General features: G+C 41.6%; 25 protein-coding genes. 15 read left to right on the top strand and 10 right to left on the bottom strand.

The window, feature by feature from the left end:
* Positions 1 to 14: 14 nt before the first annotated feature.
* A complete protein-coding gene (locus B9T34_RS00770; RefSeq protein WP_086211265.1) occupies positions 15 to 1,289 on the top strand; it encodes a Glu/Leu/Phe/Val family dehydrogenase in 1,275 nt (424 codons plus the stop codon).
* Between the two features lie 565 nt (positions 1,290 to 1,854).
* Entirely contained in the window at positions 1,855 to 2,064 is a 210-nt protein-coding gene (locus tag B9T34_RS00765; protein ID WP_086211264.1) for a hypothetical protein, read from the top strand.
* A gap of 84 nt (positions 2,065 to 2,148) precedes the next feature.
* Here B9T34_RS00765 and B9T34_RS00760 read toward each other — a convergent pair whose 3' ends face one another.
* The 3 genes from B9T34_RS00760 to B9T34_RS00750 all read right to left on the bottom strand — a co-directional run bounded on the left by B9T34_RS00760 (position 2,149) and on the right by B9T34_RS00750 (position 4,148).
* Complete coding sequence (locus tag B9T34_RS00760; protein WP_086211263.1) at positions 2,149 to 2,499, bottom strand: hypothetical protein; 351 nt, start codon at positions 2,497 to 2,499, stop codon at positions 2,149 to 2,151.
* Positions 2,500 to 2,735: 236 nt separating this feature from the next.
* On the bottom strand, positions 2,736 to 3,350 hold the full coding sequence (locus B9T34_RS00755) for a hypothetical protein (RefSeq protein WP_086211262.1): 615 nt from the start codon (positions 3,348 to 3,350) through the stop codon (positions 2,736 to 2,738).
* A 99-nt stretch (positions 3,351 to 3,449) separates the two neighbouring features.
* A complete protein-coding gene (locus B9T34_RS00750) occupies positions 3,450 to 4,148 on the bottom strand; it encodes a DNA polymerase III subunit epsilon (RefSeq protein ID WP_086211261.1) in 699 nt (232 codons plus the stop codon).
* 404 nt (positions 4,149 to 4,552) lie between these two features.
* Here B9T34_RS00750 and B9T34_RS00745 point away from each other — a divergent pair, with 404 nt between their 5' ends.
* On the top strand, positions 4,553 to 5,818 hold the full coding sequence (locus tag B9T34_RS00745) for an alpha/beta hydrolase family protein (protein ID WP_086211260.1): 1,266 nt from the start codon (positions 4,553 to 4,555) through the stop codon (positions 5,816 to 5,818).
* Between the two features lie 49 nt (positions 5,819 to 5,867).
* On the opposite strand, the gene B9T34_RS00740 is transcribed toward B9T34_RS00745, so the two are convergent.
* Both B9T34_RS00740 and B9T34_RS00735 read right to left on the bottom strand, forming a co-directional pair.
* Complete coding sequence (locus B9T34_RS00740; protein WP_139841235.1) at positions 5,868 to 6,188, bottom strand: ribonuclease E inhibitor RraB; 321 nt, start codon at positions 6,186 to 6,188, stop codon at positions 5,868 to 5,870.
* Between the two features lie 11 nt (positions 6,189 to 6,199).
* Entirely contained in the window at positions 6,200 to 6,694 is a 495-nt protein-coding gene (locus B9T34_RS00735; protein ID WP_086211258.1) for a DUF695 domain-containing protein, read from the bottom strand.
* Between the two features lie 171 nt (positions 6,695 to 6,865).
* On the opposite strand from B9T34_RS00735, the gene glyA reads away from it, so the two are divergent.
* Both glyA and rnk read left to right on the top strand, forming a co-directional pair.
* Positions 6,866 to 8,122, top strand: a complete 1,257-nt coding sequence (gene glyA, locus B9T34_RS00730) for a serine hydroxymethyltransferase (RefSeq protein WP_086211257.1) — start codon at positions 6,866 to 6,868, stop codon at positions 8,120 to 8,122.
* A gap of 169 nt (positions 8,123 to 8,291) precedes the next feature.
* Positions 8,292 to 8,696, top strand: a complete 405-nt coding sequence (gene rnk / locus B9T34_RS00725; RefSeq protein WP_086211256.1) for a nucleoside diphosphate kinase regulator — start codon at positions 8,292 to 8,294, stop codon at positions 8,694 to 8,696.
* Positions 8,697 to 8,771: 75 nt separating this feature from the next.
* On the opposite strand, the gene B9T34_RS00720 is transcribed toward rnk, so the two are convergent.
* Positions 8,772 to 10,373: a hypothetical protein gene (locus B9T34_RS00720; protein ID WP_086211255.1), complete on the bottom strand. Its 1,602-nt coding sequence runs from the start codon at positions 10,371 to 10,373 to the stop codon at positions 8,772 to 8,774.
* Between the two features lie 362 nt (positions 10,374 to 10,735).
* Between B9T34_RS00720 and B9T34_RS00715 the strand changes: the two genes are divergently transcribed.
* The 4 genes from B9T34_RS00715 (at position 10,736) to ahpF (ending at position 15,479) form a co-directional block, all read left to right on the top strand.
* Entirely contained in the window at positions 10,736 to 11,527 is a 792-nt protein-coding gene (locus B9T34_RS00715; protein ID WP_086211254.1) for a tellurium resistance protein, read from the top strand.
* Between the two features lie 17 nt (positions 11,528 to 11,544).
* A complete protein-coding gene (locus tag B9T34_RS00710; protein WP_086211253.1) occupies positions 11,545 to 12,690 on the top strand; it encodes a toxic anion resistance protein in 1,146 nt (381 codons plus the stop codon).
* A 45-nt stretch (positions 12,691 to 12,735) separates the two neighbouring features.
* Complete coding sequence (locus tag B9T34_RS00705; RefSeq protein ID WP_086211252.1) at positions 12,736 to 13,653, top strand: hypothetical protein; 918 nt, start codon at positions 12,736 to 12,738, stop codon at positions 13,651 to 13,653.
* A 260-nt stretch (positions 13,654 to 13,913) separates the two neighbouring features.
* Positions 13,914 to 15,479: an alkyl hydroperoxide reductase subunit F gene (gene ahpF, locus B9T34_RS00700; protein WP_086211251.1), complete on the top strand. Its 1,566-nt coding sequence runs from the start codon at positions 13,914 to 13,916 to the stop codon at positions 15,477 to 15,479.
* A 304-nt stretch (positions 15,480 to 15,783) separates the two neighbouring features.
* Here ahpF and B9T34_RS00695 read toward each other — a convergent pair whose 3' ends face one another.
* Positions 15,784 to 16,038 (bottom strand): YfhL family 4Fe-4S dicluster ferredoxin, encoded by a 255-nt coding sequence (locus tag B9T34_RS00695; RefSeq protein WP_086211250.1) that lies wholly within the window; start codon positions 16,036 to 16,038, stop codon positions 15,784 to 15,786.
* A gap of 9 nt (positions 16,039 to 16,047) precedes the next feature.
* Positions 16,048 to 17,454: a tRNA 5-hydroxyuridine modification protein YegQ gene (gene yegQ / locus B9T34_RS00690; RefSeq protein ID WP_086211634.1), complete on the bottom strand. Its 1,407-nt coding sequence runs from the start codon at positions 17,452 to 17,454 to the stop codon at positions 16,048 to 16,050.
* Positions 17,455 to 17,625: 171 nt separating this feature from the next.
* On the opposite strand from yegQ, the gene B9T34_RS00685 reads away from it, so the two are divergent.
* From B9T34_RS00685 to arsH, 4 genes are read left to right on the top strand one after another with little or no spacing between them, the layout of a single operon-like run.
* Positions 17,626 to 17,949: a metalloregulator ArsR/SmtB family transcription factor gene (locus B9T34_RS00685; protein WP_086211249.1), complete on the top strand. Its 324-nt coding sequence runs from the start codon at positions 17,626 to 17,628 to the stop codon at positions 17,947 to 17,949.
* Positions 17,950 to 17,984: 35 nt separating this feature from the next.
* Positions 17,985 to 18,458, top strand: coding sequence for an arsenate reductase ArsC (locus B9T34_RS00680; RefSeq protein WP_086211248.1), 474 nt, complete (start codon positions 17,985 to 17,987; stop codon positions 18,456 to 18,458).
* A 13-nt stretch (positions 18,459 to 18,471) separates the two neighbouring features.
* Positions 18,472 to 19,521: an ACR3 family arsenite efflux transporter gene (gene arsB / locus B9T34_RS00675; protein WP_086211247.1), complete on the top strand. Its 1,050-nt coding sequence runs from the start codon at positions 18,472 to 18,474 to the stop codon at positions 19,519 to 19,521.
* A gap of 60 nt (positions 19,522 to 19,581) precedes the next feature.
* A complete protein-coding gene (gene arsH / locus B9T34_RS00670) occupies positions 19,582 to 20,286 on the top strand; it encodes an arsenical resistance protein ArsH (RefSeq protein WP_086211246.1) in 705 nt (234 codons plus the stop codon).
* 72 nt (positions 20,287 to 20,358) lie between these two features.
* Here arsH and B9T34_RS00665 read toward each other — a convergent pair whose 3' ends face one another.
* Positions 20,359 to 20,781, bottom strand: a complete 423-nt coding sequence (locus tag B9T34_RS00665) for a Cd(II)/Pb(II)-responsive transcriptional regulator (RefSeq protein WP_086211245.1) — start codon at positions 20,779 to 20,781, stop codon at positions 20,359 to 20,361.
* A gap of 66 nt (positions 20,782 to 20,847) precedes the next feature.
* On the opposite strand from B9T34_RS00665, the gene B9T34_RS00660 reads away from it, so the two are divergent.
* Both B9T34_RS00660 and B9T34_RS00655 read left to right on the top strand, forming a co-directional pair.
* Entirely contained in the window at positions 20,848 to 21,510 is a 663-nt protein-coding gene (locus B9T34_RS00660) for a cation transporter (RefSeq protein ID WP_086211244.1), read from the top strand.
* Between the two features lie 368 nt (positions 21,511 to 21,878).
* Positions 21,879 to 22,439 carry a TetR/AcrR family transcriptional regulator gene (locus B9T34_RS00655; protein WP_086211243.1) on the top strand — a complete coding sequence of 187 codons (561 nt, stop codon included), beginning with the start codon at positions 21,879 to 21,881 and terminating at the stop codon, positions 22,437 to 22,439.
* A gap of 620 nt (positions 22,440 to 23,059) precedes the next feature.
* Here the strand turns inward: B9T34_RS00655 and B9T34_RS00650 are convergent.
* Positions 23,060 to 23,866, bottom strand: coding sequence for a DUF2071 domain-containing protein (locus B9T34_RS00650; protein WP_086211242.1), 807 nt, complete (start codon positions 23,864 to 23,866; stop codon positions 23,060 to 23,062).
* Positions 23,867 to 23,883: the final 17 nt, after the last annotated feature.

The raw sequence follows: 23,883 nt of genomic DNA, 5'->3' as shown, positions 1-23,883 counted from the left end.
ATTTAGGAACAGGAATGTCAAATCTCTCTTACGCAAATGGCGGCAACGGTGCATGGCAAACTTTTTTGGCGCAGGTCGACCGCGTGGCACCTTATCTAAGTGAAGATCTGGCCGATTATGTCGATACCTTAAAACGCCCAAAACGCGCTTTAATTGTCGATGTGCCAATCATTATGGATGACGGAAAAATTCAGCATTTTGAAGGCTACCGCGTACAGCATAATTTATCGCGCGGGCCGGGCAAAGGCGGTATCCGCTATCATCCAGACGTAGAGCTGAATGAAGTCATGGCGCTGTCGGCGTGGATGACCATTAAAACAGCGGTACTGAATTTGCCTTTTGGCGGTGCAAAGGGCGGTGTACGGGTTGATCCGCGTAAGCTTTCAGCACGTGAGCTAGAACGTTTAACCCGCCGTTATACCAGTGAAATTGCGCATATTATTGGCCCGCAAAAAGACATTCCTGCACCAGATGTCGGCACGAATCCTAATGTCATGGGCTGGATGATGGATACCTATTCATCAGGTCAGGGCTATACGGTAACGGGTGTGGTGACAGGCAAGCCTGTGCATTTGGGCGGTTCTTTAGGCCGTGTAAAAGCCACAGGGCGCGGTGTTTATATTACGGGCTGTCAAGTTGCGCAAAAAATAGATTTGGACATTGCAGATGCCAAAGTCAGCGTTCAGGGTTATGGCAATGTGGGCAGTGAAGCTGCCAATTTATTTGCTTTGTCTGATGCAAAAATTGTCTGTATTCAAGATCATACTGGCACGATTTATAATGCTATGGGAATTGATTTAAACAGGCTGCATGTGCATGTAGAACAGCATCAAGGCGTTGCGGGTTTTGACGGCGCAATAGCTATTGATAACGAAGCGTTTTGGGATATAGAAACGGACATCATTATTCCAGCTGCTTTGGAAGGGCAAATTAATGTGGATCGTGCACAGCGGTTAAAAGCCAAAATGATTTTAGAAGGCGCCAATGGTCCGACCTATCCTGAAGCAGATGATATTTTGCGTGAACGTCAAATTATGATTGTGCCGGATGTGATCTGTAATGCTGGCGGTGTAACGGTCAGTTATTTTGAATGGGTTCAGGACATGGCAAGCTATTTCTGGAGTGAAGCCGAAATTAATGACCGTTTAGATAAATTGATGATTCAAGCGGTAGAAGATGTTTGGACGTGCGCCAATAACAATGCTTGTACTTTACGCACCGCGGCCTACATTTTAGCCTGTGAGCGTATTTTAAAAGCGCGCAAAGAGCGCGGTATTTTCCCTGGCTAAGTGCAATTGAAAACAATTTGCTTACAGTCAGTTTTTGAATCGATGTTTTAAAAACAGGCACTTAAGTTTTTATTATAGGTTTTAAGCGCCAAGCGAATTGAATCGAACATATTATCTGCTTCTCAGCGACGAAATATAATTGTATTTATTTTGATCAAATGTTTGGAAGTGTTAAAGGTGCTTGCGCTAATAATCAACAGTGCTATATTGATACTACAGCAGGTCAGAAAGTTAAAGACGCTGCTAAGAGTTGGACGGATCAATGACAGCTAATTGAGTCTCTAACCTCGGTTAAGACAAAAAATCAGCACTAGCCTTCCAACATAGAGCCCGCAGAAATGCGGGCTTTTTTAATGCCTTAAATGTTGCACAAAGTTTCTGATGAACTGCATGAATGGTGAGTTATTGTCATACAATTTTTGCCAAAATTGTGTATGTCATTGATTTACAATATTTCGAGTTAACTAAGTTTACAATGCCAAGAAATCTAACATTTTATGCAAAGGCGTTGTTTTAGGCATGTGGTATAAAAATGCTAATTCAAATAAGTAAGAGAGTGACAACAATGACAAATATGATTGATATTAAGGTGAAGAACCAGTTTAGTGAAATTTTGGATGCCAAAGCTTTATTGCGTTCTGCGCCAGACTCCAACAGCGTTTCTAACCGCATTGAGCACATTGTGGTCGATGGTGAAGTGATCTTGCCCAGCATTGAGCTTCTGTTCGAAAGCCAGCATTCATCCAGTATTTATAAAGTGATTGAAGCTAAATAGTTTTAAGCCTAGCTTTATTAACGTAAAAAAACTCACCGTATTTAGGTGAGTTTTTTTGATATTACAGGGGGATTATTTTTATATTTAATCTTGCTTGAACTGTACGCAAACATCATAGCGGTCAAATTCTTTTAAAATAGTTTGAATCACTTCCTGCGCTTGCGGATCTGCTGGCGGAAAAGTAATTTCTTGATTTAAACTGCTGTCAAAGCATTCTATGCACTCAATTTCCCAATTATTCTCTGCAGGCGCCTTATGCATAATGAGCCGACGCGGCTGTAAATGCTCACTCATTTGACGCGGCAGGACATGGGTAATCGCCAGTTGAATATGTTCCAGCTCTTCTTTCGGGCTTAAGAAGGTAATAATCCAGTTGCCTACTTTACTCAGCTGCATCGGATTATCAAAAGCATCAAATTCAAGATAGTACGACATGGTTTTACACTCCCCAAAATATCTTGCATATATGCACTGAATATTAGAAATACACCATGCAAATAAAGTCTTAGAGATTAACGCTTAAAACAAATTATTTTATTTAAAAATTAATAAATGATTTAATTTTAAATACTTATCTTTCATGCAAGACGTTTAGGGATATTCTTTTAGTGATTTTTTGAATCAGCGCCTATAAAAAAACTCTTAATCATTGGTGGCTTAATAGACGAGCCTTAGCTATTTTGCAGCTGGTGCATATTTAAGTTGACTTGCTGTAAGGCATGATTCAGCGTTTGAGGCAAAATCCGTGACTCTTGGAGCAGAGTAATCCATTGTATTTGGCATTGTTTCAGCTGGGAAATTTGCTCAGCGTGCTGAATTTTAATCAGGAGCTGCTTCGCCATCAGCCCGCAATATTGCTGCAGGTGATGCATCATAAATTGTTTTAAATCTTCAAAACTTAAGATTTCAGAATGTATAGAATGGGCAGCTTCTATTTCATTATTTTGATTTTCTATTACGGTTTCTGTAATAGGTGCGTTGCTTTGATGGCTTAAATCAATGGGATGAATATTCTCGCTTTCAGATGCTGAATCTGAAATGTCTTGGTCAATTGGTAGATGATTTTCTTCAAAATTTTGAACTGTATTGTGCGCAGTAATTAAACCCAAATCCTGCAATTGCTGCAGTAAATCAGGGGAAGCAATGCGTTGCTGCATGTTTGTGCTAAGCGCGTAAAAATCTTCTGTGTCAATTAAGACTAAAAGCCTGCGCTGTCTGGCATTGAGTGCTAAATCTCGAAGTTTTAAAGTGCGGAAGCCAAGTTCAGTTTTAGTAAAAGTAGACATGCCTTAATTTATCCCCAAATAAATTAAGGCTGATGATATTGTGTGAAAATTACACTGGGATGAAGCTTTTGTGACAAAGCTTTATTAAATAATTGTATTTTAAAGTGTTGTGATGGCCGTATTTTCGAGTGCTTTACGCAGATAAGGATCTAAATCGTCCTGACGCAGCAGCCATTGCACGTAGTCCGCAGGCAGCTCTGCAATTGCAGTTCCGCGGTGTTTACCAAAATTAATGCTGCGGGGAATGCGGGCATCTTCTGAAGCTTCATATAGTTCTTCAATGCTGTTGATTTTAAGATGATGCACGATATGCATCAAAATGTTGGCTGTTAAAATAATATCCATATCTGCACGGTGCGCTTTACGGATCATTTCACGGGCTTTTTCACTGCCTTTGCTGATCATATAAATCAGCGCGGAAATATTGTGCGCTTCGGCATCAGGCCAAACCAATCGCGCCAAAGCCAATGTGCAAATCGCTTTAATATTTTTTGAATCGACACCGCATTTTTCAAGGGCGCGGATATCGTAATCAATATTATGGCCAATGATATAAACCGTATCTTGAGGCAATTCAAAGCTGGTGTAATGCGGCTGATCTTGAATATCTGCTTTTAGAATATGATGTACCGCCATCGCTGCAAAAGATATTGGCTCATCCACACTATAGAGCTGATCAAACAATTTAGATTTGTCTAAAGTAATTTTATGGTCAGAGATTTGAATAGGCGCGTATGCAATTTCAATCGGCTGGCCATTTAAAGTATGCGTTTCAGTGTCGAGAATTATGGCGTGCATAACCGATTCCATCAGGAGAATGTATAAAACTCCCAATTTATCATTTGCCTAAGTCATTGACAAACCAAAGCCAAAGAATTGGATGAGCTTTCTGAGGTCGCGGATGTAGAAACAATACGATTAGGAGTTTTTTTCAGCAGTTTAGCCAGTTATAGGCTGCAAATGCGCAGGTTCGTTTTTGTTTTTTTATCTGCAGCTGCATCTAACAATCTTTGAAGAAATGAATGTTTTCTTTTTGTAAGTTAAATTTGTTTTAAGTTATAAAAATCAATTAATTATAAAATAATGTGATGTGTATAAAATTTAGGCTTGTCATTGATCTTAAAAGCTCTTGTGCTATTGGCCTATTGCAGGTAATACATAGTGTTAAATACTTATTAAGAACAAAGTACAAGGATGGTCCAATGAAAAAGCATATTCTTACAGTCTGTGTATGGAGCGCGTTTTTACTTACAGCCTGCGGGGGCGGAGATGGAGACGGCGGGAATTCGGTCTTTGTTCCTGATGATGGAATTCCAAAAAACAATATTGCCAACCCTGTGGTGAAAACAGAAGCCTATGTTGATGTCAACGCAAATACGAATATTGTATTAGATAGTGCAGGCGCTTCCCGCATCTTGATGACTTATAAAATGTTAGGCGTGAATGGAACTGAGACTCAAGCGACTGCGCTTGTATTTACGCCGAAAGGAACGAAACCCGCTGGAGGCTGGCCTATTGTCGCGTGGGCACATGGGACGACTGGTGTTGCAGATCAATGTGCGCCAAGCCAGCAAGGTCTGAAGGGCAATGAATTTTTTATTGCTAAATTATTGGCAGCGGGCTATGCCGTTGTTGCGCCAGATTATGAAGGTTTAGGTGAGCCAAGCGGTAAAGAATTACATCCATTCTTAAATTTAAAAAGTGAAGCCTATTCCATTACCGATGCTGTGGTCGCTGCAAGTAAAAGCTTAGGCAACACCACAGAAAAAAGATGGGCAACCGTTGGGCATTCTCAAGGCGGGCAGGCGGCATTAGGGGCTGCCCAATATGCATCTCGCGCTCAGTTAACGTATAAAGGCACAGTTGCTGTAGCGCCTGCGTCTTATTTAAGTTTAATTTTAAATGGCGGCGAACAAAAAGCTGCAGCTGAATTAGATCCGATAAAGAAAATAAATATTCTTGCACCGCTTGATACATTTACATCACTGATCACGGCAGGGTTAAGAAATACAACACCAACCCTGCAATACAGCGAAGTCTTTATACCTCCGACGGATCAGCTCGCTGCACAAGCTGAAAGTGTATGTTATGACGTATTAGGCCAGAATTTAGGCGATGCCATGGGGGCTTATCTTCAAAACAACAATGGAAAATTAGACGGTTATCCACGGACACAGCCAAACTTTATGACCGCTATTCCAGAGGTGAAAGCGTTCTTGGTTTCTGGTTCACAGCCATTAACGACTAAAATTTCCACCCCAATTTATATCTATCAGGGAACTAAAGATCCAACGATTCCAAGAAAGGTCACTGACTATTTAGTGTCTACAGCGCCTGCAGGCAGCAATATTACGTACAAGACGGATGATGCTCTTGCTGTAGCCGATCAGTGGGATCATGGCTCGGTCTATGTGAACAATTGGGACAATATCATTACCAATGTAAAAACGCTGATGCCAGCGAATTAAACATGCAAATAAAGCCTAATTGATCTGATTAGGCTTTATTTTTACGACCTCAGTTTCGAATGACTTGCGTTTCCCAGCCATCATATTGCGCATTTGCCTGTTTTGCCAACTCAAAAAGCACCAAGGTGCATTGATCAATAGATAATTGATCTACATGATCTTTTCTCGAAATTACCAGTTTATAAGGATAGTTTTTATTTTCTATTGCAGTCGTTTTCTCAACTACAGTAAAGCCAAGGTCTTCGACTTTCTTAATGAAATTTCTCTGTTCATTCAGTGATTTAAAGTAAACCCAATGATCTACTGGCCGTGCAACTTCAAGACTGTCCCCATGGTTTTTTAGGTTTTCTAGGACTTTACTATTGGACATCGTTTGTAAATTCACTTCATTTGGATACAGGTTTCTAAAATATATGTTCCAATCTCTATCACTTTTTTACCAAAACTATAATGGTAGTCAGGGAATGCCTGCATGGCAGACTGAATTGATTGCTCTGCATTAATATGTGGTGCAGCGTAGAAGAAAAACAGCCTTTTTGTATCACGCGTTACACGGCCTACATATACAATTAACTTGTTTTTAGCCATGGCTGGAATCAAGGCATCTTCTAATTTTAATAAAAGATCATATTCCTCTCTGGAAGATAGTCCATCTTCTCGAGGGTGATTCATTTGTAATGCAACCCAAATCAAATTTGAAAGCGGCTGAATTGGCGCATTTTGAGCTAAAGCCAAATTCAAAAAATAGCTGGCGGGTATTCCATCGATTTCATCAAGATAAAAATCCCAGTTTTCTTGGATCTCAAAATATCGAATGCCTGCTGGAGCGGCAATGGAATGATGCGGTAAATCGGTAAATTTACTGTCTATTTCCATCAGCTCCAATTCCTGTAATTATTCATTTATTCACTAAAGATTAGCAGTTAAAATGAATAATAATCACTTGGAATTAAATAAATATCAAACTGTGGAAAAGACAAACTTTCTGTTATAATACGCGCCAATCTTAGCACGGCTTAAAAGCCCTAATTTAATAGGACCTCGCTAATGTTTGCCAATATCTCTATTGCTGAATTTGATCCAGAAATCGCGAAAGCAATTTCTCAAGAAGATGCCCGCCAAGAAGCGCACATCGAACTCATTGCTTCTGAAAACTACTGCTCGCCAGCAGTGATGGAAGCGCAAGGATCAAAACTGACTAACAAATATGCGGAAGGCTACCCAGGCAAACGCTACTACGGCGGCTGCGAATATGTAGACGTTATTGAACAGTTAGCGATTGACCGTGCTAAAGAACTTTTCGGCGCAGACTATGCGAACGTACAGCCGCATGCTGGTTCACAAGCAAACTCTGCAGTTTACTTAGCGCTTCTTAATCCTGGCGATACAGTGTTAGGTATGAGCTTGGCGCACGGCGGTCACTTGACTCACGGTGCTAAAGTAAGCTTCTCTGGTAAAACTTACAACGCAATTCAATACGGTTTGAACCCAGAAACTGGCGAAATCGATTACGAAGAAGTTGAACGTTTAGCAGAAGAACACAAGCCTCGCATGATCGTTGCTGGTTTCTCTGCATACAGCCAAATCGTTGATTGGCAGCGTTTCCGTGAAATCGCGGATAAAGTTGGCGCTTACCTATTTGTAGATATGGCTCACGTTGCAGGCCTTGTTGCTGCTGGCGTATACCCAAGCCCAGTGCAAATTGCTGACGTAACGACTACAACAACGCATAAAACACTTCGCGGCCCGCGTTCAGGTTTAATCCTTGCGAAAGCAAACGAAGAAATTGAGAAAAAATTACAGTCAGCTGTATTCCCAGGCAACCAAGGCGGTCCATTGGTTCACGCTGTAGCGGCTAAAGCGATCTGCTTCAAAGAAGCGATGGCGCCTGAATATAAAGAATATCAAAAGCAAGTTGTTGTAAACGCTAAAGCAATGGCTGAAGTGTTGATCGCTCGCGGTTATGACGTTGTTTCTGGCGGTACTGAAAACCACTTGTTCCTATTGTCTTTAATCAAACAAGGCGATATTACAGGTAAAGAAGCTGATGCTTGGTTAGGTGCTGCTCACATTACTGTGAACAAAAACTCTGTACCAAACGATCCGCGTTCTCCATTCGTTACTTCTGGTATCCGTATTGGTACTCCTGCAGTAACAACTCGCGGTTTCGGCGAAGCTGAAGTACGTGACTTGGCTGGCTGGATTGCAGACATTTTAGATTCGAAAGGCGACGAAGCAGTAATCAATACTGTGAAAGCGAAAGTTGAAACTGTTTGCGCGAAATTCCCAGTTTACGCAAAATAAGTTTCACTTGAGAAAAGCCCCCTCAAGGGGGCTTTTTTTATGGTGCAAGAAAAACGTTTGCTAGCGGTTATTCCTCAATTTCTGCTATAACAGAATGAAAGCAATTATAAATTTTAAGATCAGGCCGCAGCTGTTTTGATGGAAAAACAAGATTCAAAGGAAAATGTATATGAAAAAACCCACCATTATTCTTTCTGAGCAGGATTTACACCGTTTGGAAACCATGCTGGAGCATCAATCTAAATTGACACCGACGATGGAGCATTTAGAAGAAGAAATGGCGCGTGCCGAAGTGGTTGCGCCGCAGGATGTGCCAGCCAATGTGGTGAGTATGAATGCCAAAGTGCTGATTACGATTGCGCCAGCGACAGAGCCGACAGAAATTACCTTGGTTTATCCGCATGATTTTATTGGTGAGAAAGGGCAAGTGAATGTGCTGGCGCCAGTTGGTGCAGCTATTTTAGGGCTGTCGGAAGGTCAGGAAATTGAATGGCCCCAGCCAGATGGGCATATCATGAAAGTTAAAATTGAAAAAGTGCTGTATCAGCCGGAGCGTGAAGGCAATTATTTATAATCGCTGCCGCTGTAAAGTTTGAAAGTGAAACTCCAGATCTATGATCTGGAGTTTTTTGCCATACAGTTTTATTATTCAGTTTTGTGCAAAGTTCTGCGGATAAGGATAAGTTCCAGCCCGATAATGTTTTGCCCACACTTTGCGCTCAGCAGGGAGAGGTGTTTCAAAATCTTCGATGCCATCAAAAAATGCTTGCATGGCATTTAAAATTTGAGGCATTTGCTGATCTGTCACGCTATCGCAAGCACTGAGATAGGGCTGCAGTATGTGAAACCCGCGATAGTCAAAGACAGGAAAGTATGGAACCACGATGTGCAAATTGATTGCATGTTCTCCATATTGGCGGACATGGAGAGATATCGCATCGGTTCTGATATGCGGTAAACATGCATACATTTCATAAGCCAGAACATTATAAGGGTATTCTTGCGCATTTTGTTCGAGCTGCTTTAAGCCAGAATCCGGTCCATCCATATGTTTAATAAAGGTATTTCCCGGAGGAAAACTGGTTGGATCCATGTTGGCATTTGGATCGTGCCTAGGCATTACGCCGTGTATAAACTGGAAAACATAGCCGAGTAAAAAACCTGCTTGATGTAAAACATCATGAAATAGTGAGCATTTATAAGCGGCATTTTGAGGAGGATGAGCTAAATAGAGCGGTGTGCGGACTTTTAAAATTTCCTCAATAATTTGTTTAGCATATTGCAAAGAACTGGTCTTAATCATTGGGGCGAATAGAAATTCACCAATATGGCCAGTGGTAAAAAATATTTGATTGTGGATTTGTGCAACACGGCAAGTTTCCAATTGCGGTTGGATTTCACGTCTAAGCATTTCGCTGACTTGCTGCGGATTGAGCCATCTTAAGGACGTACCGGCATGCTGAGCAATGACACGGCCCAAATAGCCGCTTAAGTACAAAATAAAGTAAAAGTTGCTTTGCTCTGAAAGAAATTTTTCTACAGAGACAATATAGTTCTGACGCAGTTCACGCATTAATTCATCTAATCGGTCAAGGCTCTGCAGGGAATAGTCCAGATTCGAAATTTCAACTAATTTTTGAAAGGCGCTACCAAAATTCAGCGGATAATTTTTTTGATACATGCTTTGTAAGGCATGCATTTCTTCTGCAATTTTATTTTTTTCTTCCCCGCAGGCAATCAAATGGTTCAAAATTTCTATTTCAATATGCTGGCTGAAAGTCTGAGAAGTTTCCGCCTGTTTAAAATATTGATGCGCCACCAAGAGTGGAAAAACAATTTTATTGGGTAGGGCGAGGGCATAGTCATATAAAAAAGATTCAGGCAATAACGCTTCGCTTTGCGGCAAATTTTGCTTTAATTCTTCGCGTGAAAACCACTGCTCAGGCGTAGACGTCCGTTCTGCTAAAAACTGGCCTAAATGACTGGCAATCAGCATTAAGCTATTTGACTGGCTCGGATCGGCATCATGCTGAATATCTAAAACCCCGATTTGGTTCTTAAACGCGGTAAATAATTGATCGAGCCGTTGAAAGCTTTCAAAGCTTTGATCAAAGTTCACAGTATTAAATGCATTTGCAATATAAAACTCATGCTGATGCTCTGCATTTTTGAAGTGATGGCGAATGTTTTGCATACGCTGTGTTGCTGTACTTTGACTGGCAGTTCCGCTGTTTAAATGATTAGTTATCATGATGATTCTTTTAGTGTTATTGTTGTGAGAGTATAAAATATGCGCGATACATCTTGCTAGAAGTTAGCGCTTGATTCTATGAATATTTAAACGATCTTATTTGATATTTTTATCGAAAAATTAACTACATTGATAGCTAAAAGGGTGGCGTATTAGCTCAGTGCAGGTTCATATGAAAATAACTAGAGCAGCAAAGCGGATTGGCTTATAGGCAAAATGTACAGGCATGACAGCATTAAATCTTAAGGTGTTGCTTTGAATGTCAGTGGGCTTAGAATTTTTCATGATTTATTGCAAAAAAATACATGAAAAGCTGGCTAAAAGTCGTAGTATAAAAATGATTTTATTGGGTTTAATTGTTTATGCATTCAACTGATGTTTTGGTGCCCATTGCCGATATTCCAGTGCATCCGGAAGATGCGCTGTCGATTAAACGAAATGAACTGCTGCCATTGCTGAATGATCCATACCGTTTAAACCATTATGCCGATCAGCTGATTCAAGCGCAGGCTGTGCTATTGAGCGGAGTAGATCCGCAGTTGACGCAAAGGCTAAGTCAAAGTATTGAACATTTAATTCAAACACTTTCGGATTCAAAAAAAGTCTTAAAAAAGCGCAAATTCAATGGCCTGCAAAAATGGCTAGGACTGGATTTAGAGTTTGGTTCCAGCCAAGTGGAATACTATAAAAATTTAGACCGCCATTTAGATGAAGCTAATCAGCTCAGCCGCCGCTTGCAGATTGAAATTCAAAAATCTCAGGCGCGTTTTTCACAGCTGCAGGGGCTTCGTGAGCAAATGGCCAAATATATTGTGGCTGCTGAAGAGTTCCTGCATGAATATCCTACTTTTGCACAGCAGCCGCTGCCGCTGGACAGTTTTGCTGAGCGGCTGTCTAAAAAAATTCAGACATTAAGAACGCTGCAATCCAGCAACGATCTTGCCATCATGCAAATGCATTTGTCACAGCAGCTGTCATTTACCTTATTGGATCGTTATAAAGAGGCGCAGCAGGTGCTAATTCCTGCATGGCAGCATCATGTGAAGCAAAGCCAGCAGAGCGGCTCGACAAGTTCATTGGACAGACTTGATAATAGCCGTGAAAATCTCATTAAAACTTTAAGAAAATCATTAGAGAAACCCTCTAAATCATAATCAGTACAAGGTGCGCCATGACACATCCAGAACAGACATATTTGCCGGCAGATACGGAACAGGGTTCAGACATTGCAGTAACTGAACAAAAATTCCAGCAGCTGGATTTACAGGGGATCGGCTTGCAGCCATCAGATTTTCAAGAGGTGCTGACGGCGCATAAAGAGCTGTCGGATATCAATCATAATGCCGTGGCCGAATACGGTAAGAATATTGCCAGCAAAACCTCAAGCTATACAGATGAACTGCTGAATTTAGTGCAGAACAAAGATTTGGATGCTACAGGGCAAAAACTGAATCAAGTGGTGCAGGTGGCGCAGCAGCTCAATACCAGCAGCATTTTGAATAAATCCAAAAGTTCGGGTTTTTTTGGCAGTATTCTCAGTAAATTTAAAGGCGCAAAGCAAAGCTTTGATCAGCATTTTAATACCACCAAAGAGCAGATTGATGCCTTGGTCAAAGAGATTGAAAGCTCACAAAACGGTCTTAAGGCGCGGGTGAGTACGCTGGATAAAATGTTTGACGGTGTGCAGGATGAATATAAGCAGCTCGGTATTTATGTGGCTGCTGGCAAAATCAAAGAACAGGAAATTCAGCAGCAAATTGCGGTATTAACGGGACAAGAGCAGGATCAATCGACCACACAGAAAATTTATGATTTAAATCATTTATCCAATAATTTGGAAAAGCGCGTGAGTGATCTGCAAGTGCTGCAGCAATCTGCTATGCAAACCTTGCCAATGATCCGCATTATTCAGTCTAATAATTTGATGCTGGTCGACAAGTTTTATGCCATTAAAAACATTACGCTGCCAGCGTGGAAGAACCAGATCAGTTTGGCAATCTCACTGCAGGAACAGAAAAACAGTGTCCAATTGGCCAATACTATTGATGATGCGACCAATGACCTGCTGAAACGTAATGCAGACTTGCTGCATCAAAATTCAGTAGATACTGCCCGCGCTAATCAGCGTTCAGTAATTGATATTGAAACGCTTGAACATGTGCAAAACACCCTCATTAAAACAGTTAATGATGTGATTCAAATTCAAAAAGAAGGCATGCAGAAGCGTGATGAAGCTGCAGGCCGCCTGCGCATTTTGCAGGACAATTTGAATCATTTGGTGCTTGAGTCCAGCTCAAACAGTTCTAAGCCTAACTAAGCGTTGCCTTAGGGAGGTGTCTTTCAAACCGCTAGGAGAACAGATTTGCCTCCCTTGGATGAATTTGCAGTGCAGCCGCAGCAGCTTGAAACAGGCTTAAAAACGTTGAAAAAGCGCCAGCGCAATTTAATGCTGCTTGGCATCACATCGACTGTGCTGCTGACGGCATCGATTATTGGCTTATTTGTGCAACAGGATTTTATTTACAGTTTCTTTGGCTTAACCTCCCAAGTTGAGCAGTTGCATATGCCAAACAGCGTTGATGGCAGCTTGGCCTCTTTCGGTCATCAATCCGATTATTTTGTGAATTTGCTGTCATGGTTTGGATGGCTGTTTCTAAAACTGTTTGCTTCATTCTTTGGCGCTTTTATTGCAGTGTATTTACTGCGAAAAATCCGTTTTTTCTATCTGCGCTTTCAATCCTTTGTCCTTAAATTTGTTGGCTGGCTGATCGCATTTATGCTGATTTGGGGCAGCTTGACTTATGTGCAGTATGACTGGAATCAAGGCCGAAATGCTGAATTTCAGCAGCTGGTTCAATATGATAAACAGATTCAAGACAGCGAAATTTCACATTATTTAGCCGATTCAGATTTAGCGCAGCCTGTTCAAAATTACTTGCTGGCGCAAACTGCGCTGCTGCATCATCCAGCAGATCGGGCAGCGGCAATTCCTTATGTACAGGCTTTAATCAAAGCTGAAAAAAATGATCCGCAATTTTTAGAATATGGCTTTAAGCCTGAACAGCTGTGGACCATGCAAAATCAATTGTTCCAAAAAACCATTACGCCAATGGCGCAAAGTGTAACTCAGCAAGTTGCGCAAGCAGACTTACTTAACAGTGCACTGAGATGGGTGTTGCTGGCGGTCATTGCATTGACGGCATTTCTAAGTTTGGTGCTGTTTTTACTGGCCAGCCAAATAAAAAATAGGGCAGCCCGTATTGAGCATCGGATTCAGTAACTAGCCTGCCGTGAGTCTAAGTCTATAGTTTAGGTACTTCAAAATGGCGTGAACTAATGCAGTAATTTTCATGTTTTAGTTCACGCACCTTGAATTTTATTGTTGCAACCTCATATATAAATCATTGTTATTCATTTCGTTTTTCTACTATGATTTAATAATTCGATCATTGTTATAAAAACTAACTGTTTTACCTATATCATTGAATCCCCTATGATTCACTCATCAAATAAATATTTACTCCTTTGGAGGCGTTAGCAATGTTGGATCAAAATACTTCTGCTCAGTTAAAAACACTTTTAGAACGTTTAGAGGGCCCGATTGAAATCGTCGCGACTTTAAATGCTTCTGACAAATCAGACAAAATTAAAGAATTGGTAACTGAAATTGCCGCTCTGTCTGAATTGGTGACTGCACGCTTTGACGGTACAAACAGCCGTGCGCCAAGCTTTGGCATTGCAAAAACCGGTGAGCAGCCGCGTGTTAACTTCGCTGGCCTGCCTATGGGTCACGAGTTCACTTCTTTGATTCTGGCATTGCTTCAAGTGTCTGGTTATGCGCCTAAAGTGTCTGATGACGTTTTGGCTCAAATTAAAGGCCTAAACTTAACTTCAGACTTTGATGTCTTTGTATCTTTAAGCTGCCATAACTGCCCAGACGTGGTTCAAGCGCTGAACTTGATTGCAATCTACAACCCAGGTGCAACTGCAACCATGATTGATGGTGCATTCTTCCAAGATGAAGTGGAAGAACGCAAAATCATGGCTGTGCCGATGGTGTTCCAAGATGGCAATCACATCGGTCAAGGCCGCATGACTTTGGAAGAAATCATTGCTCAGCTAGATACAGGCGCAGCAACCAAAGATGCTGAACGATTAAATGCCAAAGACGCATTTGATGTATTAGTCATTGGCGGCGGCCCTGCAGGCAATACGTCTGCGATCTATGCAGCGCGTAAAGGCATTAAAACCGGTATCGTGGCTGAACGCATGGGCGGTCAGGTCATGGATACCATGGATATTGAAAACTATACCTCTATTCAAAAAACCCAAGGCCCTAAATTTGCTGCGGCAATGGAAGAGCATGTGCGTGAATATGGTGTAGACATCATGAACCTGCAGCGTGTATCTAACATTAAAGGCGCAGATCAAACAGCAAATGGCTTAGTGGAAGTCACTTTAGAGAATGGTGCGAAACTTGAATCTAAAACCGTGATTCTTTCAACTGGCGCACGCTGGAGAGAGATGAATGTTCCTGGCGAGAAAGAGTACAAAACACGCGGTGTTGCATACTGCCCGCACTGTGACGGCCCATTGTTCAAAGGCAAGCGTGTTGCAGTGATTGGCGGCGGCAACTCTGGTGTAGAAGCAGCCATTGACCTTGCAGGTATTGTTGAGCATGTCACATTGGTTGAGTTTGATACTAAACTGCGCGCTGACCAAGTATTGCAGGACAAACTGAACAGCTTGCCGAACACCACTGTGATTATGAATGCATTGTCTACAGAAGTGGTGGGTGACGGTTCACAAGTGACTGCCTTGAACTACAAAGACCGCGCAACAGATGAGATCAAAACCATTGAGCTTGCAGGCATCTTTGTACAGATCGGTTTACTGCCAAACACAGATTTCTTAAAAGAAACTGCTGTAGCACTTTCAAACCGCGGCGAGATTGTGATTAATGACCGCAACGAAACCAATGTCAAAGGTGTATTTGCAGCGGGTGACTGTACAACAGTACCGTACAAGCAAATCATCATTGCAACAGGTGAAGGCGCGAAAGCATCACTCTCTGCATTTGATTACATCATCCGTTCAGGTCAGTAATTCAAAAGAAACACTGCACTTCGTTAGGCATGTTTACATGCCTAACGAAGCATGAAATAAATTTTGAATATTGAGATACAAAGAGATTTACCCTTTTAGGAACTTTGGAGGCTAACACCAAAGTTCCTTTTTTTATTTTAAGCATTTGCCTATTAGGGATAGCCAAAAGAAAAAAGCCAAAGTGCTCCCCATGCACAATGGCTTGATTCTTAACACAGTGTGTTAATTTTTATAATGTTCGTTGTAGTTTTATTGGGAAACTTTGGATTCACATCCGTTTCTCTTTGCTTTGCTCCCTCCAGAGTCATTTTTGAAATAAGTTTAAGCCCTCAAATTTTTGCATTAACTGTTCCTGCGTTTCGATATGCTCGGGATGCGGGATAATGCATTCAATCGGGCAGACGGAAACGCAAGTTTGATGGTCATAGAAGCCGACGCATTCTGTGCAGCGACTTGTGTCTATTTCATAGACTTTTTCACCTTCATAAATAGCGTCATTGGGGCATTCCGGTAAACACATGTCGCAGTTGATGCATTTGTCTGTGATCAGTAAAGCCATACCGTTGCCTTAAGCCTGATAAGCCAATGATGATGCTGAAATATCTGCTGTTGAATTAGGCAGATTTCGGATCAGCAGGGCGTAATTCATATCGACATCGGCTGGCACTGGAATATCGACAATATGACCAGAACCTTTGGCATCAGGAATGTCATGGCCTTTTTTGTCTTTCATTTCAGTTAATTCAAAGGTGATATTGCCCGAAGTGGTCATCAATTCCAGAGAGTCACCAACCACAAAACGGTTTTTCACTTCAATTTTGATGTAATCGCCATTACGCTCCAAAACTTCACCGACAAATTGCTGATGATCAAAACGTGATGAACCTGTTTCATAATTTTGATATTCGCTATGCACATGGCGGCGCAGAAAACCTTCGGTATAGCCGCGGTTGGCTAAACCTTCCAGCTGTGACATGAGAGATGGATCAAAAGGCTTTCCTTCATGCGCATCATCAATGGCTTTGCGATAGATTTGTGCAGTACGGGCACAGTAAAAATATGATTTGGTGCGGCCTTCAATCTTCAAAGAGTGAATGCCCATTTTCGCTAAACGGTCGACATGCTGTACAGCGCGCAGATCTTTTGAGTTCATGAAGTAAGTGCCATGCTCATCTTCTTCTGCGGCAAACATGTCTTCTTCATTGCGTTGTAATAAAACCGGCTCGCCAAATTGGTGTTGTTCTATGGCGTGCTGCTCGTCGGCATCTTTGTTTTGACAGCATGAGGATTCTTGGAATGATTCTTCAAGTTGTTGTACTGGTATGACATCGCCAGTTTCATCTTCTGCTGCCTCGTGAATTTTATAGTCCCAGCGGCACGCATTGGTGCAAGCGCCTTGGTTGGCATCACGTTTGTTCATATAGCCGGAAAGTAAGCAGCGGCCGGAATAAGCCATGCACAACGCGCCATGTACGAAAACTTCAATTTCCATATCTGGCACGTTGTTCTTAATTTCTTCAATCTCTTCCATGGATAACTCGCGCGACAAAATTACGCGGGTCAGGCCCATATTTTTCCAAAATTTAACCGTTGCCCAATTGACTGCGTTGGCTTGTACCGACAAATGCACAGCTACATCAGGAAAGTGCTCACGCACCATCATGATTAAACCAGGGTCAGACATGATGAGCGCGTCAGGCTGCATAGCAACAACAGGTTCTAAGTCGCGGATAAAGTTTTTAAGCTTAGAGTTATGTGGCTGAATATTGACAACCACATAGAATTTTTTGCCCAAAGCATGCGCTTCAGAAATACCAATCTGTAAATTGTCATGATCAAAAGCATTGTTGCGTACACGTAAACTGTAGCGTGGCTGACCTGCATAAACCGCGTCTGCGCCATAAGCAAATGCATAGCGCATATTTTTAAGCGAGCCGGCAGGAGAGAGGAGTTCAGTCACGTGTGAGATGGTCATGGTTAAAGGCATACAAAAAATATGGCTTTATTGTATGGATTTAAAAATTAGATTCAACCCAGTAAAAAGCTCGGGATTATGAATAAAAAAATCGACACATGTCTTCAAATTGTCATCATTGAGGAAGTATTATATATGGAAATTCATATATCCATATATTTTAAGGTTGAGATGAATCAGGTTGAATTTTTTAAATGTCTCGCTGACCCAACACGGCTGGATATTGTGATGATGATTGTGCAGCAGGGTGAACGCTGTGTATGCGATTTAACTGCGGGTTTAGATTTAAGCCAGCCGAAGATTTCACGTCATTTGGCTTTGCTGCGCAGCGGCCATATTTTGCAGGACCGCCGGCAGGGGCAGTGGGTTTATTACCGCCTGCATGACCATTTACCGGGCTGGTGCCATGAGGTTTTAAAGATAGCGGCCAGCGAAAATCCAAAGTTTCAGCAGGCTGATGAATCAGTGTGTACCGGCAGCAACTGCTGTAATTAAATTTTAAGTTATTAATTATTAAGTTATTAAAAGTTATGAAATTTCTATTTTTATGTACAGGCAATAGCTGCCGCAGTATTTTGTCAGAAGCAATTTTCAATGCGCGTGCGCCTGAAGGGTTCAGCGCCTGCAGTGCAGGCAGCCAGCCATCTGGACAGGTTCATCCTTTAACGATTCAAACCCTGCAGCATTTGGGTATTGCCACAGCAGGATTGTCCAGCAAAAGCATGCAGGATTGCGAAGCTTTTCAGCCTGAAATTGTGATCACGGTTTGCGGCTCAGCAGCACAGGAACCTTGCCCGCTGTATTTAGGTAAAGCACTCAAAGCGCATTGGGGATTGGATGATCCATCTCATTTAGACCTGCCGGAAGCAGAAAAACTAGCTGCTTTCCAAACAACAGTGGATCATATCAACCGCCGCTTTGATGCATTTTTTGCACTGGATTTCGCTCATTTAACTGAGCGGGAACTGCGTGCTGAAATTGAAAAAATTGCTGAAATCGCCTAATTGAGTTTCCCGCATGTCAGCAAAAAAATTATCATTTTTAGATCGAAACCTGACGCTGTGGATTTTTATAGCCATGGCGGCAGGGATAGGTATTGGCCTATTGCTTCCGCAAGTACCAAATTATTTAAATCAGCTCAACGTGGGCGGGGTGAATGCACTCATCGCCATTGGCCTGATCTTAATGATGTATCCGCCTTTAGCAAAAGTCGATTATAAAGCCTTGCCCAAAGTCTTTCAGGACAAACGCACATTGGCCTTGTCGCTGGTGCAAAACTGGCTGATCGCGCCATGCTTGATGTTTATTCTTGCCGTCGTTTTTTTACAGGATTATCCAGCTTATATGACTGGCCTGATATTGATTGGGCTGGCGCGCTGCATTGCCATGGTACTGGTCTGGAATGACTTAGCTTGCGGGGACAATCAGTATGTCGCTGCACTTGTCGCGTTTAACAGTATTTTCCAAATTTTGTTTTTCAGCACTTATACATGGCTATTTTTAACTGTTTTACCGCCATTTTTTGGTGTTGCAGGTCAAGTGATTGATGTCAGTTTCTGGACCATCACCCAAGCTGTTTTGATCTATTTAGGAATTCCTTTTCTTTTGGGCTTTTTGACACGGAAAGTTTTGGTTGGCTGCAAAGGACTAGACTGGTATCAGCAGAAATTTATCCCTCGAATTAGCCCGCTGAGCCTGCTCGCATTGCTGTTCACCATTATGGCTATGTTCAGCCTGAAAGGCGCAGATGTGCTGAGTCTGCCGATGGATGTGCTGCACATTGCGATTCCGCTGACCCTTTATTTTGTGCTGATGTTTTTGGTGAGCTTTTTTATGAGCCGCTGGATGGGCAATAGCTACCCAAAAACAGCAGCCATTTCATTTACAGCGGCAGGCAATAATTTTGAATTGGCATTAGCGGTAGCGATTGCAGCTTTTGGCATTGCATCCCCCATTGCATTCACCACAATTATTGGCCCTTTGGTAGAAGTGCCGGTATTGATTGCATTAGTCAGTGTATCTCTGTGGCTGCGTAGCCGATTTTTTACAGATAAAAGTTCTGAATAAGATGAATTTTGCCCGAATCAATGTATTGAAATTTAGCCTTTAGAATTTAGAGAATGGACAATGTCACTCCCGAATATTGATTTAACACTTTTGCAGACACCTGAATTTAGCCAAATTCAGGCGAAAGAATTGACGCATCCGCCGCGCATTTTATTGCTGTACGGTTCTAATCGGGAACGTTCATTCAGCCGTTTGGCTGTGCTGGAGGCTGGGCGCATTTTGCAGCAGTTCGGCGCAGAGGTTAAAATTTTTCATGCGACAGGCCTGCCTTTGCCGGAAGATGCAGAAAATACACATGCTAAAGTGCAGGAGCTGCATGAACTTTTGGCATGGTCTGAGGGGATGGTCTGGTGTTCGCCGGAACGCCACGGTGCGATGAGTTCAATTTTAAAAGCGCAGATCGATTGGATTCCACTGGCGGCTGGCGCAATCCGCGCCACACAGGGGAAAACGCTGGCTTTAATGCAGGTTTGCGGCGGTTCGCAGTCCTTTAATGCATTGAATCAAATGCGTGTACTGGGCCGATGGATGCGCATGGTGACCATCCCGAATCAATCCTCTGTACCTAAAGCATTTTTAGAATTTGATGAAACGGATCGAATGAAGCCTTCTAGCTATTATGACCGCATTGTCGATGTGATGGAGGAGCTGTATAAGTTCACCTTGCTGACACGCGGGCAAGCAGGTTTTTTGACAGACCGCTATTCTGAGCGTAAAGAGTCTGCTGAAGAGCTGTCTAAAAGGGTAAATCAAAAATCGATTTAATTAGAAAGGTCTATGCTGCAGAATATGTATCTGCAGCATAATTTATTTTAAACACACTTCGCCTGTTCAACTTCAATCTAATGATTCGAGCTGCTTTAAAATTTGGCAATCATCAATCGTCGATTGTGCTGTGCAGGTTTGGCGCAGCTGCTGGAGCTGAATCTGAAATTTTTGCAGCTCAGCGATACGGTTCTGCACATGCATTAAATGCTCTTCTATTAAATCATTCACTGCACAGCAATCCTGTTTTGGGTTCTGTTCTAATTCAATCAGCGCCTGAATTTCTTTTAAGGTCATGTCTAGCGCACGGCAGCGTTTGATAAAAACCAGCCTGCGCAAAGCATGGCTATTGTAATAGCGGTAATTATTTTCTCCGCGCAATGTAGGTTGAATCAAATCTTTCTTTTCATAAAAACGGATGGTATCAGCGCTTAATCCAGTTTTTTGAACGAGATCTTTCATTAAATATTCTGCAGCAAGATGCGATTGACTCATTTCGCTTGACCTTGGAGTTAGTCCATAGTTTTGAATAAGAATAATACAAAAAGGAGCATATTGAAAATGGCCTGTACTTGCAGTCATGAACCCGCACCGAAAAAACCGGACAGCAAATTTAGAACCGCATTGTGGATTGCGCTGTTCATTAATCTGGCAATGTTTTTTGTAGAATTGATTGGCGGCGCTTATGCGCATTCATCCTCACTTTGGGCGGATTCGCTCGATTTTTTTGGTGATGCTGTCAATTATGCAGTTTCATTAGCTGTATTAGGGGCAAGCCTATATTGGCGGGCAACCGTGGCGCTGTTAAAAGGCATCACTATGGCGGCCTTTGGCTTTATTGTGATCGCTAAAGTGATCTATTCCTATATGCAGGGCATACCGCCGGAAGCAATAACCATGGGGGCCATTGGCGTACTGGCGCTGATTGCGAATGTCATCACGGCTGTTATTTTATATGCATTTAGGGATGGCGATTCTAATATGACATCGGTTTGGCTGTGCAGCCGAAATGATGCGATTGGCAATGCAGCGGTTATTTTTGCTGCGATTGGGGTATTTGGCACAGGCAGTATGCTGCCGGATATTATTGTAGCGGCGATTATGGCGCTATTAGGCTTAACGGGCGGTTATCAAGTCATTCGCAAAGCACTGCATGAGCGCAGACAGCCTATAATTTCTGAGCAGAAGATCCTAGTGCAGGCGGAGAAATGCGGCAACAGTTAAGCTGCTTTCCGTTGCCCTAATTCGATCGATTCAGCCGTTCTCCGCTGTATAATAGGGAAGTAATACGCCGAAATTTATGGCCTGATTTGCCAAAGTTTAAAATGTATTTGAGCCTTGAGTATGGCGGAGCTAAATTCCAAGCCTGATGTGAGAAGCGGTATTCAGCAGCAGAGAATTGCTTTAACAATGCTTAAGATATTAAAAGGATTTTCTCTAATTGAATTGTGACTTGATATGATTTTGTATAAATTCAGTGCTTTGTACTAAATTTAAGATATAATTATATTCCACACATTTTGTGTGCGCTGTTCCTTATAGTTCAAAAGTAATTTTTCTAAATTTAAAGCTTTGTCCATTAGGTAAAATAAATGTCAAAAAAACAAGACATCATTAACACTGCGCTGAATCTATTCAACTCTCATAGTTATAACTCTATTGGGATTGACCGGATTATCAGCGAATCAGGCGTTGCTAAAATGACGTTTTACAAATATTTTCCGTCTAAAGCTAAATTAATTGAAGAGTGTTTGAACACACGAAATCATAATCTGCAAGAATCTTTAGATGCAGCGATTGCCGAATGTGATCCGAAAGATTATTTGTCTCATATTCGCACAATTTTTGTTTGGTACGATGCTTGGTTCCGTTCAGTCGATTTTAACGGCTGTATGTTTCAAAAAGCGGTAGAAGAAATTTCTAAAATTTATCCGTCCTCTTTGCAGCCTGCAATAGATTACAAAGAGTGGTTGAAAGCACAGCTTTGCAAGGGATTACAGCATTTAGGCATTTCTCAGCCTTTACAGCTGGCTTCTTTTTTATCCAGTATTTTAGATGGCATGACGATTCAGGCCCAGATTAATCCTGAACAAGTGCGTTTGGATGATTATTGGAAGCGTGTTGAAACATTAATCCAGATGGAACTTGTTTAAGTTTCATCTTAACGATCTAAAAGTATAGCAAAAAAGTTTTTTAAAGCGTTTATTTTGCCTAAATTAGGCTCAATTTTTATTCATTTTTCAAAGTATAAGCAGGCATTCACTATATGTCGAAGCTTATGTCCATACTCAAATAACTTAATTGCCTAATCAAATATTCAATTCGGGTGTTAACGGGTATTCCATCTATCTATTGATCAGGCTGTGCACTGCTTCATTGCGAACAACTCAAACAAATCATATTTTTGATTATATTAGGGAAATGCATTTTCCTTAGTTTTTGAATTGCTATAAACCTATAGGACCGCGCAAGCATAGAATTCAAGACATAAAAAAAGCGCGCTTACTTGGGATAAGCGCGCTTTGCTGATAAATATTGTATCCCTCATTATTTACACTGTTAGCATGAGTAAATAATGGGAAATGAGATACTTAAGTATCTTCTTGTATTTATTTTTTTACCCTCTGAATGCTAAAAGATTCAGTTTTTTTCAGCAACTAGACAGACTTGTCTGTTTTAAATAGATTATAAAGAATCTTTCTCAAAAAACAACGCACATTTATCGTTTTTTGCTTATTTTTCTATCGATTGTGCCGATTATTTTTAAAATATGTCATTTTTTGCTGCATTCATCAGCGATTACACATGGCGGCAAGTAAATAGTGAATTCATTGACGGGTTCAATCAGTACGCTGTAGGGGTTAAGCTGTTCTTCAAAACTCACAAGATTCAAACGCTGCAGCAGTTCAAAACGGGCATGGATTAGTTTTGCGGGTTTTGGGTTTAATCGCTCATGCCAGACACGGTAGGTTCCTAATTTTCCGTCTCTGCGGTGATAAAAACCTGCTAGTGGATGTGTTAAAAATACTTGATAACTTTCTAAATCTGGAAAGCCTTGATAATTCCAAGCATCATCTGCGGATTGGCCGAGTTCTAATTCTGCTGCTGCCCAAGCTGATTGCGTTTGCATTTTATATTGGGTGTACAGTCCAGAATCATCCTGCTGGCAATCGAAGGTGAAATCTGCAGCATGCCAAGGCAATTGCCATAAATAGCGGGGTACGATGAGTGTCCATGAATCCAGTGTTGTGCCAATGAACCAGACGCAACGTTCTTGGGTTTCTTGATCAATTACATAAACACGGTAGTTGGTTTGGCCCATGGTGAAGTTTAGAAATGGGTACACTGCCGACGTAAAGTCAACATCAATAAAAGGCACAACAGACATCAAGGCTTGTTCTTTGCTTTGGTACTGCACTGTGTCCAATTTGAAGCGTGCAGGAATAATGTTCTTAAAACGTTCTGGGTCAAGGGCATAGGTGATGAGTGCAAAATGCTGTAATTTACATTGCACATCTATACCTTTAGGCTGGGGTCGAGGCTGTAAAAAATCTTGAAATTTTAATTGGGGAAATGTCATAAATTTATGGAATAGGT

The organism is Acinetobacter sp. ANC 3813, assembly GCF_002135435.1.
Lineage (GTDB): Bacteria > Pseudomonadota > Gammaproteobacteria > Pseudomonadales > Moraxellaceae > Acinetobacter.
This window is presented reverse-complemented; position numbering and strand designations above follow the sequence as displayed.